The sequence below is a fragment of the Streptomyces gobiensis genome, assembly GCF_021216675.1.
Lineage (GTDB): Bacteria > Actinomycetota > Actinomycetes > Streptomycetales > Streptomycetaceae > Streptomyces > Streptomyces gobiensis.
Genome location: NZ_CP086120.1, coordinates 3,960,832 through 3,974,458, shown reverse-complemented (window position 1 = coordinate 3,974,458; position 13,627 = coordinate 3,960,832). Strand labels below are relative to the sequence as shown.

Here is a 13,627-nt window from a genome sequence, read left to right as displayed (position 1 = left end):
GTGCAACGGGAGCGATCTCGTAACCATCCGGCCACGGAAGGAGCCGTACGGCGACCGCGGGCGTCATTCCCCGGCAGCCTTCCTCGGCGCTTAGGCTCAAGGCCGTCTGTGTCGGGGCAGGGGGAGCAAGGGGAGCCATGAACGCTGAGAAGATAGCCGACATATGGGACCGCGTTCTCGGGACGCAGCCGGATCCGGAGCTGTGGCTGGTCATCGCGACCGGGCTGGTGGCGCTCGCCGTGGTGGGCGCCCGGCCGTCCTGGCGGATCACCCGGAACGCGGTGACCATCGCGCACGAGGGCGGGCATGGGCTGATCGCGTTGCTGACCGGGCGGCGGCTCCAGGGGATACGGCTGCATTCGGATACCTCCGGGCTGACCGTTTCGCGGGGTAAGCCGACGGGGATCGGCATGGTGCTGACGGCCGCCGCCGGGTACACGGCGCCCTCCCTGCTGGGGCTGGGTGGGGCGTGGCTGCTGGTCGCGGGGCACATCACCCTGCCGCTGTGGGGAGCCACGGCGCTGCTGCTGGCGATGCTGGTGATGATCCGTAATGCGTATGGGGCACTGACCGTCGTTCTTACCGGGGCCGCGTTCTTCCTGGTCTCCTGGCTGACCGGTCCGGAGGTCCAGGCGGCTTTCGCCTATGGCGTGGTCTGGTTTCTGCTGCTCGGGGGCGTACGTCCCGTGTTTGAGCTGCAGGGCAAGCGGCGCCGGGGTGGGGCGCCGGACTCGGACGCCGATCAGCTCCACCGGCTCACCAATGTGCCCGCGGGCGCCTGGCTGTTGTTCTTTCACACCGTCGCGCTCTGTTCACTGATCGGCGGCGGCCGTTGGCTGCTCGCCCGTTAGCAGCGATCTGTTTCAGTCCGGTTTCCGCTCTTTTGATCAAGAAGCTCACCCCGGGCGAGCCACTAAAGTAAAGGCCATGACCGACAACACCGCTCTCTGGCCCGCGCCGCTCGCCTCCGGCCCCGTCGACGCGACCGTCACCGTGCCCGGATCGAAGTCGGTCACCAACCGCGCACTTGTCCTCGCCGCACTCGCCGCCGAGCCCGGCTGGATCCGCCGCCCACTGCGCTCCCGCGACACCCTGCTGATGACCGAGGCGCTGCGCACGCTCGGGGTCGGCATCGAGGCCCTGCCCAACAGCAGCTCCGCCGCGGTGGTCGATCCCGGCCTCGGCGGCGACGCCTGGCGGGTCATCCCCGCCGGGCTGCACGGCCCGGCCACGGTCGATGTCGGCAACGCGGGCACCGTGATGCGCTTCCTGCCGCCCGTCGCCGCATTGGCTGACGGACCCATTCGCTTTGACGGCGACCCCCGCTCGTATGAGCGTCCTTTGCATGGCGTCATTGACGCGTTGCGCGCGCTCGGCGCCCGGGTCGATGACGACGGACGCGGCGCGCTTCCGATGACCGTGCACGGTGGTGGCTCACTCACCGGCGGCCCGGTGGAGATCGACGCCTCCTCCTCCAGCCAGTTCGTCAGCGCCCTGCTGCTCTCCGGCCCGCGCTTCAACCAGGGCGTCGAGGTGCGGCACACCGGGGGCGTCCTGCCGTCGATGCCGCATATCCGGATGACGGTGGACATGCTGCGCGCCGCCGGCGCCCAGGTGGACACCCCGGAGTCGGGGGGCGAGCCCAATGTGTGGCGGGTCACCGCGGGCGCGCTGCTCGGCCGTGATCTCGTGGTGGAGCCGGATCTCTCCAACGCGCAGCCCTTCCTCGCCGCCGCGCTCATCACCGGCGGCCGGGTCACCATCCCGGACTGGCCCGCGCACACCACCCAGCCCGGGGACGCGCTGCGGGAGATCTTCACCGCCATGGGCGGCAGCTGTGAGCTGGACGAGCGTGGGCTGACCTTCACCGGCACCGGCAAGGTCCAGGGCATCGACGTGGACCTCAGCGATGTGGGTGAGCTGACCCCGGGCATCGCGGCGGTCGCGGCGCTGGCCGACTCCGAGTCGGTACTGCGGGGCGTGGCACATCTGCGGCTGCATGAGACGGACCGGCTGGCGGCGCTCACCAAGGAGATCAACGGCCTCGGCGGCGATGTCACCGAGACCGCCGACGGGCTGCTGATCCGCCCCCGCACGCTGCACGGCGGCACCTTCCATACCTACGAGGACCACCGGCTGGCCACCGCCGGGGCGCTGCTGGGCCTGACGGTCCCGGATGTCGCGGTGGAGAACATCGCCACCACCGCCAAGACCCTGCCGGACTTCCCCGAACTCTGGCACGGCATGCTCGGTGAGAGAGCCTGAGAGGGCTCGCGCCATGCGTCGCTACGGCAAGCACACGGATGAGGACGACATCCGGGTCCGCCCGGGCCGCAGGGGCAGCCGTCCGCGTACCCACATCCGCCCCAAGCACGAGGACGCCGCCGAGGGCTTCGTCCTGACCGTCGACCGGGGGCGGATCACCTGTCTGGTGGAAGACCGCACCATCACCGCGATGAAGGCCCGGGAGCTGGGGCGTAAGGGCGTGGTGGTCGGTGACCGGGTCGCGGTCGTCGGCGATCTGTCCGGGGAGAAGGACACTCTGGCGCGGATCGTCCGGGTCGAGAAGCGGGTCTCCGTGCTACGGCGTACGGCCGATGACGACGACCCTTTTGAGCGAGTTGTCGTCGCCAACGCCGATCAGCTGGCGATCGTCACCGCGCTCGCCGATCCGGAGCCACGGCCCCGGCTGATCGACCGCTGCCTGGTGGCCGCCTATGACGCGGGCCTGGAGCCGCTGCTTGTGCTCACCAAGTCCGACCTGGCACCGGCCGAATCGCTGCTGGCCAGCTACGAGCCGCTGGGGGTCCGGGCCGTGGCCGTCAACCGCGAGGAGCCCACGGATGAGGTACGGGCGCTGCTGACCGGCCGGATCACTGCCTTCATCGGGCACTCCGGGGTGGGCAAGACCACTCTGGTCAACAATCTGGTCCCGGAGCGCCAGCGGGCCACCGGGGAGGTCAATGTGATCACCGGGCGCGGCCGCCACACCACCACCTCGGCGCTCGCGCTGCCACTGCCGGACATGGAAGGCTGGGTCATCGACACCCCGGGGCTGCGCTCCTTCGGGCTGAACCATGTGGACCCCTCCCGCGTCATCCAGGCCTTCCCCGATCTGGAGCCGGGCACCGAAGGCTGCCCGCGCGCCTGCAGCCACGACGAGCCGGACTGCGCCCTGGACGCCTGGGTCGCCGAGGGCCACGCCGACCCGGCGCGGCTGTATTCACTGCGCCGTCTGCTGTCGACACGGGAGCGCCGCGAGGGTGACTGACCGACCGGCTCAGCCCGCCGCCGGGGCGGGCCGCTCCAGCAGTGCGCTGACCGCGTCGGCCACCCGTGCGGCCGCCTCCGGCTCGGCGGGTGGTGCGACAACGTAGGAGAGCGCGAGCCGCAGCCCCGACTCACAGGCCCGGCGTATCCGCAGCCCCTCTCCCGCCAGCGCGAGGACCATACGGTCACACAGCCGCTCCAGCAGCCGCTCCGGCGGTCCGTCGGGCAGCGGCAGCCGGGAGCTCCAGCAGCCGGTGAGGGCGGCCCGGACGAGTGGTTCTTCACGAGCCCGGTGCAGCATCCACACGGCGGCCGACGCACAGCACACCGAGGGGTCGGCGCCATCGCGGCGCGCGGTCGAAGTGGCCTCGGCCGCGCCCTCCACAAAGATCTCGACCCGGCGCCTGACCAGCGCGGCGCCAAGGCCCTCCTTGGAGCCGAACTCGTTGTAGAGGGTCTGCCGCGAGACTCCGGCCAGGGCGGCCACATCGACCATACGGACGGTGGTCCACGGCCTGCCGTCGAGAGCGGTCTGGGCAGCGGTCAGCAGGGACTCACGCGCAGTGGGCATATTTCCCTCCCGAGCCCGACAGCGGCCCTGCGGCACAGAATTGACGTGCCGCCACTTGGTGTCAAGACACTCCCCGGACAGACCTAGGACACACCCACCTAGGTATGGCCCAGTGGCCCGGCTTGTACGCACTGGATACTGTTCGCTCATGCCGGACTACCACGATGATCTGCGTCTAGCCCATGTGCTGGCCGACGCCGCCGACGCCACAACCATGGAGCGATTCAAGGCGCTCGACCTCAAGGTCGAGACCAAACCCGATATGACGCCGGTCAGCGAGGCTGACAAGGCCGCCGAGGAGCTGATCCGCAGCCAGCTGCAGCGTGCGCGGCCACGCGATGCCGTGCTGGGCGAGGAATACGGCATGGAGGGCAGCGGCCCACGGCGCTGGGTCATCGACCCCATCGACGGCACCAAGAACTATGTGCGCGGGGTGCCGGTGTGGGCCACGCTGATCGCCCTGATGGATCGGTGCGAGGGCGGCGACCGGCCGGTGGTCGGGGTCGTATCGGCGCCCGCGCTGAACCGCCGCTGGTGGGCCGCGAAGGGCAGCGGCGCCTTCACCGGGCGCAGTCTGTCCTCGGCGACCCGGATGCACGTGTCGCGGGTCGGGCGGATCCAGGACGCGTCCTTCGCGTACTCCTCACTGACCGGCTGGGAGGAGCGCGGCAAGCTGGGCGGCTTTCTGGAGCTGACCCGGGACTGCTGGCGCACCCGGGCCTACGGCGACTTCTGGCCGTACATGATGGTCGCCGAGGGATCGGTGGACATGTGTGCGGAGCCGGAGCTGTCGCTGTGGGACATGGCCGCGAACGCGGTGATCGTGCAGGAGTCGGGTGGCACCTTCACCGGCCTCGACGGACGTGAGGGGCCGCACAGCGGGGACGCGGCGGCGTCGAACGGTCTGCTGCACGAGGAGCTGCTGGACTACCTACGCGGGTAGCCCCGACGGGCCCCTTGTTGTGCCCCCGGTCGCGTGTGAACATAAAGGCTCGCCCGCTTGTGAGGTTGTGAATTCACTCTCAAGCGGACCCCGCCGTTGCCCGCCATTCCGCCAAGGAGGTGGCACGCGATCATGCCCATCCTCGTCCGCGACGCCATGAGTACCGTGGTTCTCACCATCGGCCCGGCTCATACGCTCCGCCAGGCCGCTCAGCTGATGGCCGCCCGCCGGGTCGGCGCGGCGGTCGTCCTTGATCCGGACGACAGCGGCCTCGGCATTCTGACCGAGCGCGACATCCTCAACTCTCTGGGCGCCGGGCAGAACCCTGACCAGGAGAGTGCCCATGCCCACACCACGACGGATGTGGTCTTCGCCGCACCCGACTGGACGCTGGACGAAGCGGCCGCGGCGATGACCCGCGGCGGCTTTCGCCACTTGATAGTTCTGGGCGACCGTGAACCGGTCGGGATTGTCTCGGTCCGCGACATCGTGCGGTGCTGGATGGGGAACCGGGAGGAGCCCGCAGAGCCGGTCCCCGCGTAGGCGCGGGGCTTCGCCCCGGGCCCCTGGGGGCCGGTGCGGTCCGGTGGGCGGCGTTGTGCCCACCCTCCCCCAGCTAACGCTGGGAGGTGCCCCCACGCCCCTCTGGGGGTCCCCCCGGACGAAGCCTGGGGGAGGCCCGAGTGCCCACAACATAGGCGGTTGGCACTGGGATGCGCCGGAGGGGCCGGAGCCCCTTGGCTTCCGGCCCCTCCGGGCTAAGCGGCAAGCACTCGATCAACCGCGCAGGGCCTGGACCGCGGTTCTTCAACCGCTTGCCGCGGTCTGAGCAGCCACTCCACCAGTGGCTGTGGCTTAGCCGAGCAGAGCCTGGACCGCGGCTTCCAGCCGCTTGCCGTAGTCCTCATCCGCCTTGCGGAAGTTCTCGATGGCCCGCTGGGCGATGTCATCCCGCGAGACCTTGGAGATAAAGCCCGCGAGGTTGTTGATCAGGCGCTCCTTCTCGTCCTCCGACATCAGCCGGTAGAGGTTGCCCGCCTGGACGAAGTCGTCGTCCTCGGCGTGCGAGGGAGCCGGGAGATCGGCGGTGATGCCGGTGGTCGTCGTCGGCTCCCAGAGCGGCTTGTCGGTCTGGAAGGGCCCGCCGAAGCTGTTCGGCTCGTAGTTCTTCGTACGGCCGTGGCGCCCGTCGTACATCACGCCGTCCCGGCCGTGCGTACGGGCCTCGGTGGCGTGCGGACGGTTGACGGGCAGATGGTCGGCGTTGATGCCGACGCGGTAGCGGTGGGCGTCGCCGTAGGCGAAGAGACGGCCCTGGAGCATCTTGTCCGGAGACGGACCGATACCCGGCACAAAGTGGTGCGGGGAGAAGATCGACTGCTCGACCTCGGCGAAGATGTTCTCCGGATTGCGGTTGAGCTCCAGCTTGCCGATCTCGATCGGCGGGTAGTCCTCGTGCGGCCAGACCTTGGTCAGGTCGAAGGGGTTGAAGCGGTAGTTGGCCGCCTCGGCCGCCGGCATGATCTGCACCTGCACGGTCCAGGTCGGGAAGTCACCACGCTCGATGGACTCCCGCAGGTCGCGCTGGTGGCTGTCCGGGTCCTTGCCCGCCAGGACGTCAGCCTCTTCCTGGGTGAGGGTCTTGATGCCCTGGTCGGTCTTGAAGTGGTACTTGACCCAGAAGACCTCACCGGCCGCGTTGTTCCACTGGAAGGTGTGGGAACCGTAGCCGTTCATATGGCGGTACGAGGCCGGGATGCCACGGTCACCGAAGAGCCAGGTCACCTGGTGGGTGGACTCGGGCGACAGGCCCCAGAAGTCCCAGACGTTGTCCGCCCCCTGCGAGCCGGTGTACGGGTCGCGCTTCTGGGTGTGGATGAAGTCGGGGAACTTGATGGCGTCCTTGATGAAGAACACCGGCGTGTTGTTGCCGACGAGGTCGTAGTTGCCCTCCTCGGTGTAGAACTTCAGCGCGAAGCCACGCGGGTCACGCACCGCGTCCGCCGCACCGAGGTTGCCCGCGACAGTGGAGAAGCGCAGGAAAGTCTCGGTCTCCTTGCCGACCTCGGAGAGGAACTTCGCCCGGGTGTACTGGGTGACATCGGCGGTCACGGTGAACTTCCCGTACGCGCCGGCACCCCGGGCGTGCACGATCCGCTCCGGGATGCGCTCCCGGTTGAAGTGGGCGAGCTTCTCCAGCAGAAGCTGGTCCTGGACCAGGACCGGGCCGCCGACGCCCGCCGTCTGGCTGTTCTGGTTGTCCGCGACCGGCGCACCGGCTTCCGTGGTCAGCGGTCCAGTGGTCTCACTCTGAGCAGTCACTACGCCTCCTGCGCTCTGTCCTGTCCCTTGGCTTTCGCCGAGTCCCGAGCCTACCTTAGACTATGTCTAAGTCAAGACAGGCATAAAGGCCGTACAACGTCTGGCCATAGAGTGACCCACTGCTAAGCTGGGTCTACCTGAACGATGGGTGGGATTGATGAGTGACCTGCTGGAACGGCTCCGCGATCGCGGCTGGCGGCTTACCGCTCAGCGGCGAGTCGTTGCCGAGGTCCTCAACGGGGATCACGTCCACTACACGGCCGATGAGGTGCACGCGCGTGCGGCGGAGCTGCTGCCGGAGATCGCACGTGCGACGGTCTACAACACGCTGAGTGAGCTCGTCGCGATCGGCGAGGTCATTGAGGTGAGCACGGACGGCCGCGCGAAGCGGTACGACCCGAACGCGCACCACACTCACCAGCACCTGGTGTGTGCGCGGTGCGGGACCATCCGTGATGTGCACCCGGCGGGCGATCCCATCGCCGCGCTTCCCGAAGCGGAACGCTTCGGCTTCACCGTCTCCGAGGCGACCGTCACCTACCGGGGCCTCTGCCCAACCTGCGCCACCTCTGCTTAACGGTTCTTAACGGCGCCCCCGGCGCCGGACTCCGTCCGTCGGTGGTGGCTGAGCGCCGTTGCCGGCGGAGGGATTCCCCTAACCCGGCCCCTTCCCGAAACTGGAGGCTAACGCCCCCAGGCCCCCACAGTGTTGTGGGCACTCGCAGCCCCGCGAGGGGCTGTGGGTGGGCACAACATGGGGCCACCGGCCCGCACCGGCCACCCCGGGGCCCCGGGGCGCAGCCCCGGTTTCCGGGAAGGGGCGGGATACGGGGACACCCACCCACGGCACCCCCGCAACCAGGCGAAGCCCCGCCACGCGGCGCAGCCGCACATCGACACAGCCGGGAAGGGGCGGAATACGGGGACACCAACCCACGGCACCCCGCACCCGGGCGGGAGCCCCGCTGCGCGGCGGAGCCGCAGACCGGTACAGCCGGGAAGGGGCGACCCCCGCAACCGGGAAGGGCACTCGCGTCCGGGTATGCCGAAGGGCCCGGATCTTGGATCCGGGCCCTTCGGCGTTAGTAGCGGGGACAGGATTTGAACCTGCGACCTCTGGGTTATGAGCCCAGCGAGCTACCGAGCTGCTCCACCCCGCGCCGTTGTTCTTCTACTCTAACCACAGGGCGACGACCAGCGCAAATTCATGATCACGCATGGTCAGGCGGTGAGCTCGGCATGCAGGGCCTCACTCAGCCGGGCAGCGCGCTCAGCGACCTCGACAGGCCCCAGCTCAACCGCACGGGCGCACCAGTGCTGCCCCTCGGCCAGCTCGCCCCGGCGCGCGGTGAGCAGGGCGAGCCGCAGAGCGGCCCGGCCGTGCCCCGCCTCCGCGGCACGGGTCCACCACAGCGCGGCCTCCGGCTCGCTCCCCTCCCGGGCGAGCAGCAACCCGAGGTTGAACGCACCATTACGGCTGCCCGCCTCCGCCGCGGTGCGATACCAGTGCGCGGCCTCCACGACATCGCCACGGGCGGCCGCGCACATGCCGAGCCGGACCTGGGCCCGCCGGTGCCCTTGCTCCGCCGCACGCTCGTACCACTCCTCATGCTCCTTGCCCTCCGGGCTCTGCCGCTCCAGCAGCGAGGCGAGCCGGAAGGCACCCTCGACACTGCCACCGTCCGCCGCACAGCGCAGATGGCCCTCGGCGGTGTGTGCGTCGCCCTCACGGAGCAGGGCGATACCGACCTGGAGCGCGGCCTCGGCGTGGCCGGATGCCGCGGCCTGCTCGTACCACTGCAGGGCCAGCGCGTCCTCACCGCGGCCCGCGTGCAGGATGCCAAGGTTGAACGCGGCGTCCACGCTGCCGCCCTCGGCGGCCTTGGAGAACCACGGCTCGGCCCCCTGCGGGTCGCCGCGCTGCAGCAGCAGTACGGCGACCGCGTTGGCGGCCTCGATATGCCCCGCGTAGGCAGCGCGGCGGTACCAGTGCTCGGCCTGCGCCGTACGGCCCTGCCCGGCGCAGAGCAGGCCGAGGTTGAAGGCACCGTTGATGTCCCCCGCGTCCAGCGCCCTGCGGTACCAGCGCTCGGCGGCCTGCCGCTCGCCACGGTCGGCGTACAGCGCGCCCAGCGCGTTGGCGGCGTTGCCGTCCCCGTCGTCGGCGGCGCGGCGCCACCACTGCTCGGCGGCCTCCTCGTTGCCCGCGTCCCGCAGCAGGAAACCGAGTGCGCAGGCCGCCTGGGCCTCACCGTCGTTGGCCGAAATCAGATACCAGCGCCCGGCCTCACGCAGCTCGCCACGCTCCTCCAGGATCGTGCCGAGCCGCAGCGCGGCACGCCGGTGCCCACGTGCGGCGGCCTGCCGGAACCAGTGCTCGGCCTGGACGGCGGCGCGCTCCGCGGCACCGCTCGCCTCACCGCCGCGCAGCACCAGCATGCCGACGCGGTAGGCCGCTTCCCGGTGACCGCGCTCGGCGGCGGTACGGAACCATTGCTCGGCGCCCTCGTCGCCCCGGTGATCGAGCAGATCGGCGAGCGCGTAGGCACCGAGCGTATGGCCGGACTCCGCTGACTGCCGCAGCCAGTAGTCGGCGGCGGGCTCATCACCGCGCTCGCGGTGGTACCGGCCGAGTGCGTGCGCCGCGGCGGCCGAACCGGCGACGGCGGCGATCCGCCACCAGCCGGCGGCCTCCTCGGCGCAGCCGCGCTGATGCAGCAGCACACCCAGATTGTTGGCGGCGGCCCGGTCTCCGGCGGCGATGGCGGCGCGCAGATGCGGTTCGGCACCGTCGAGATCGCCTCGGCGCAGCAGCGCGGCCCCGAGCACGCTCATCGCCGCTACATCACCATTCTCGGCCGCGACCGCGACCTCGGCTACGTCCTGGACGTCATGGGCGTCCGGGCAGCCTGCATCGTCAAGCCTCGCCTTGTCCCCCATAAGGTCCATCGTCGCACCACCTGCAACCCGCGTACACCTGGTATACCGCAGCCAGTGAGGTCACTTCAGCGGTTTGTCGACTTCCCGACATGACGGGACTTCAAACTCCCCGCACAAACGTCCCCAGAGAGCCCCGCACCGAGGGTCAGCCCGAGAGAGCCAAGTACCGCCTGGGCACGGGCGGTTGAGGTCCCGCCGCGTGCGGCGTCCGCGATGGAACCGCCGTCAACCCGGCGTGGTTGATATACACCAGAAAGGTGTCCGTACGCCCGTGTGTCCCGTGTTTGTGTTCCATGTCCCGCAGCGGTTGCCTGCAGGGCAGGCAGGACAGAAGAGCTGGTCGCCAGGCCTTGACTCCTGGCCGCCTGCGTACGGGATGAAACGCTCAGCGGTCTTCGGGAAAGGGAATTCGCGAGAGGGAAATCGGGAAGGGGAATGAGTGACCAACGAACGATGAAGGCCCGGATCCATTTGGATCCGGGCCTTCGTCTTCAGTAGCGGGGACAGGATTTGAACCTGCGACCTCTGGGTTATGAGCCCAGCGAGCTACCGAGCTGCTCCACCCCGCGCCGTTGTGTGGTTAACACTACCACGGCGCGGGAGGGGCATCCGTTCACTCTTCCTTACGGCCCTTGTCATCGCCTCCGCCAGCGCCCTGCTGCGCTTCCTCAAGGTCGTTCAGAGCGGACTGGAGGTCCTTCTGGGCCTTGCCGTAGGCCTCCCAGTCGCCGTCCCGGAGCGCCCGCTGGCCCGCCTCATACGCGTCCTGCGCCTCCTTGAGGGCTTCCGTCAGCGTCGGTGCGTCGCCGGGAGGGGTGGTCTCCTCTTCCGGTTCCGCCGGTGTCTCTTCCCTCTCGCCGGTGTCGGTTTCCTCGTCGGGCTCGACGCCGAACACATCGTCCAGCGCCTCCTCAAGGGTGTTCTTGAAGGCGATCTCTTCGCCGTAGGTGACCAGCACCTTCCGCATACGCGGATAGTTGGTGCCGGCACCACGGACATAGACCGGCTCGACATAGAGCAGGCCGCCCTCCAGTGGCACGGTCAGCAGATTGCCGTACTCGACCTCGGAGTCACCACGCTGCAGGATGTTGATCTCCCGTGCGATCTCCGGATCGGAGTTGAACTTGCTCTGCACCTGCTGAGGGCCGAGCACCGTGGTGTTCGACGGCAGCTTCAGGACTCGGATCTTGCCGTATTCCTTGCTTTTGGCGTTCGCGTCGATCGCCATGAAGGCGCCGAGCGTCTCACGCCTGTTCGGGTTGAAGGTGGTGGTCAGGGAGAAGACCTGCTCCTTCTGGTCCGGCATCTTCATGCTCAGGTAGTACGGCGGGACCGGGTTGCCCTTGTGCGTCGGGTCATCCGGGATCTGCCAGCGCTCGCTGCCGCTGTAGAACTGAGCGGCGTCGGTGACGTGGTAGCGCTGCAGCAGCTCTCGCTGCACCTTGAAGAGGTCCTGCGGGTAGCGCAGGTGGTCCATCAGCTCATCGCTGATCTTGCTCTTCGGCTCCACCGTTCCCGGGAAGGCCTTCCGCCAGGTCTTCAGCACCGGGTCCTTGGTGTCCCACTCGTACAGCTTCACATCGCCGGTGTACGCGTCCACCGTCGCCTTGACGGAGTTCCGGATGTAGTTGACCCGGTCCTGCTGGGCGATCACCGAGCGCTGGCCGTCGGTCAGCGCGTCCTGCGTGGTCTCCCCGAGGGTCGTCCGCGAGGAGTAGGGGTAGCCGTTGGAGGTGGTGTAGGCGTCCACGATCCACTGGATGTTGCCGTTCACGATCGCCGGGTACGGGTCGCCGTCGATGGTGAGCCAGGGGGCGACCGCCTCGACACGCTCCTTTGGGGTCCGGTTGTACAGGACCCGCGAACCCTCACCGATCGCGCCGGAGTAGAGGATCCGCGGCTCACCGAAGGTCAGCGCGTAGGCCGCACGGTTGACCGGACCGGAGAGGGCGACGCCGCTCTTACCGGTGTACGAGTACGTCCGCTCGCCCTCGTCGTCCGCGTAGTCGAGCTCCTTCTGCGGGCCGCCGACGATGGAGTACTGGTTGGTCTGCTCTCCGTAGTAGATCCGCGGCTGGTACTTGCCCGCGAGTGAGTAGGTCGGCGGAAGGTTGCTCTCCGTGAAGAGCGGGTTGCCTTCGTTGTCCACCTCGGTGCCCTTACCGGCCACCATGCCGAAGCCATGGGTGAACTTGAAGTGGTCGTTGATCCAGTTCCGGTCCGGGATGCCGCCGATATTGATCTCACGGAGACCGACGACGGTGTCCTGCTCCTCGCCGTCCTTGTTCTTGTAACGGTCCACATCGAGCGTGGCCGGGAAGCCGTAGTAGCCACGCACCTGCTGGCGCTGCTGGAAGGTGGGGGAGACAACGTTCGGGTCGAGCAGCCGCAGGCTGGCGGTGGTGTCGGCGGCCGCGCGGAGCTTACTGCTCCCAGCATCGCTTGTGCCCTTGTAGTCCCGCACATCGGCGTCGTCGATGTCATAGGCCTGCCGAGTGGCCTTTATGTTCTTCTGGATATACGGCGATTCCTTGGCCTGCTCATTGGGCTCGACCTGGAACTTCTGGACGATCGCCGGGTAGAGCCCGCCGATCAGGATCGCCGAGAGCACCATCAGACCGAAACCGATCACCGGGAGCTGCCAGGTGCGCCGCCAGAGGGTGGCGAAGAAGAGCACCGCACAGATCGCGGCGATGATGAACAGGATCGTCTTCGCGGGAAGGTACGCGTTGGCGTCGGTGTACCGCAGACCGGTCCAGTCGGTGGTGCCACGGATCTCGCTGGACTTCACCGCGAGGCCGTAGCGGTCGAGCCAGTAGGCCACCGCCTTGAGTGCGACGAAGATACCGAGCAGCACCGAGAGGTGCCCGGTGGCCTGGGAGGTGGCGCGGGCGCCGGGGGTGGTGATCCGCAGGCCGCCGTAGAGGTAGTGCACCAGAGCCGCGGCGATCAGCGACAGCACCGCCGCCGCGAAGCCGAAGCTCAGCAGAAAGCGGTAGAAGGGCAGATCGAAGGCGAAGAAGGAGATGTCCCTGTTGAACTGCGGATCCGTCTGCCCGAACGGTGTGCCGTTCAGCCACATCAGCCAGGTGCGCCACTGGCCGGCCGCGGAGGCGCCGCTGATCAGACCGACCAGCGCGGTGACACCGAGCAGCACCCACTTCTTGTAGGGGGCGATGCCCGCGCGATACCGGTCAAGGTTCTGCTGCTCCAGCGACATCGCGCTCAGCGGCGGCCTCAGCCGGTGGGCGAGCCAGATATTGAAACCGACAGCCAGCGTCATCAGGACACCGAAGACGGCGAACATGCCGATCTTCGTCCACAGTGTCTTGGTGAAGACCGACGTGTAGTTAACCGAGCGATACCAGAGCCAATCGGTCCAGAACCCGGCAAACATGACAAAGAGCATGGCCAACACGGCCAGTACACCTGCTGTCAACAGCAGGGTCTTGGCGCGCCTGGAGGGTCGGCCGACGCTGATCCGTGGCCCGGTGGGGCCTCCGGAGCCCCGGTCCGGCATCTGGAAAGCCAAGGTGCGCACCTCGAAGATCGATATGGATGAAGCTGGCCCCGCATACTAG

The 13,627-nt window shown here is 68.7% G+C and carries 10 protein-coding genes and 2 tRNA genes; 6 read left to right on the top strand and 6 right to left on the bottom strand.

Annotated features, from left to right (window positions below; genetic code table 11):
* The first annotated feature begins 137 nt into the window (after positions 1-137).
* The 3 genes from test1122_RS18605 (at position 138) to rsgA (ending at position 3,271) form a co-directional block, all read left to right on the top strand.
* Positions 138-851, top strand: coding sequence for a M50 family metallopeptidase (locus test1122_RS18605; RefSeq protein WP_232270300.1), 714 nt, complete (start codon positions 138-140; stop codon positions 849-851).
* Positions 852-927: 76 nt separating this feature from the next.
* Complete coding sequence (gene aroA / locus test1122_RS18600; RefSeq protein WP_232270299.1) at positions 928-2,265, top strand: 3-phosphoshikimate 1-carboxyvinyltransferase; 1,338 nt, start codon at positions 928-930, stop codon at positions 2,263-2,265.
* A gap of 13 nt (positions 2,266-2,278) precedes the next feature.
* Entirely contained in the window at positions 2,279-3,271 is a 993-nt protein-coding gene (gene rsgA, locus test1122_RS18595; protein WP_232270298.1) for a ribosome small subunit-dependent GTPase A, read from the top strand.
* Positions 3,272-3,280: 9 nt separating this feature from the next.
* On the opposite strand, the gene test1122_RS18590 is transcribed toward rsgA, so the two are convergent.
* Entirely contained in the window at positions 3,281-3,841 is a 561-nt protein-coding gene (locus test1122_RS18590; RefSeq protein WP_232270297.1) for a TetR/AcrR family transcriptional regulator, read from the bottom strand.
* Positions 3,842-3,989: 148 nt separating this feature from the next.
* Here test1122_RS18590 and hisN point away from each other — a divergent pair, with 148 nt between their 5' ends.
* Both hisN and test1122_RS18580 read left to right on the top strand, forming a co-directional pair.
* Positions 3,990-4,784 carry a histidinol-phosphatase gene (gene hisN / locus test1122_RS18585; protein WP_232270296.1) on the top strand — a complete coding sequence of 265 codons (795 nt, stop codon included), beginning with the start codon at positions 3,990-3,992 and terminating at the stop codon, positions 4,782-4,784.
* Positions 4,785-4,922: 138 nt separating this feature from the next.
* A complete protein-coding gene (locus test1122_RS18580; protein WP_232271971.1) occupies positions 4,923-5,327 on the top strand; it encodes a CBS domain-containing protein in 405 nt (134 codons plus the stop codon).
* A 312-nt stretch (positions 5,328-5,639) separates the two neighbouring features.
* Here test1122_RS18580 and test1122_RS18575 read toward each other — a convergent pair whose 3' ends face one another.
* Positions 5,640-7,106, bottom strand: a complete 1,467-nt coding sequence (locus tag test1122_RS18575) for a catalase (RefSeq protein ID WP_232270295.1) — start codon at positions 7,104-7,106, stop codon at positions 5,640-5,642.
* Between the two features lie 157 nt (positions 7,107-7,263).
* Between test1122_RS18575 and test1122_RS18570 the strand changes: the two genes are divergently transcribed.
* Entirely contained in the window at positions 7,264-7,683 is a 420-nt protein-coding gene (locus test1122_RS18570; protein WP_232270294.1) for a Fur family transcriptional regulator, read from the top strand.
* A 509-nt stretch (positions 7,684-8,192) separates the two neighbouring features.
* Here the strand turns inward: test1122_RS18570 and test1122_RS18565 are convergent.
* From test1122_RS18565 to test1122_RS18550, 4 genes are all read right to left on the bottom strand, one after another.
* Positions 8,193-8,266, bottom strand: a tRNA-Met gene (locus test1122_RS18565).
* A 61-nt stretch (positions 8,267-8,327) separates the two neighbouring features.
* Positions 8,328-10,055 carry a tetratricopeptide repeat protein gene (locus test1122_RS18560; protein WP_232270293.1) on the bottom strand — a complete coding sequence of 576 codons (1,728 nt, stop codon included), beginning with the start codon at positions 10,053-10,055 and terminating at the stop codon, positions 8,328-8,330.
* A gap of 486 nt (positions 10,056-10,541) precedes the next feature.
* A tRNA-Met gene (locus test1122_RS18555) sits at positions 10,542-10,615 on the bottom strand.
* A gap of 44 nt (positions 10,616-10,659) precedes the next feature.
* On the bottom strand, positions 10,660-13,566 hold the full coding sequence (locus test1122_RS18550; protein ID WP_422397086.1) for a UPF0182 family membrane protein: 2,907 nt from the start codon (positions 13,564-13,566) through the stop codon (positions 10,660-10,662).
* Positions 13,567-13,627 lie beyond the last annotated feature (61 nt).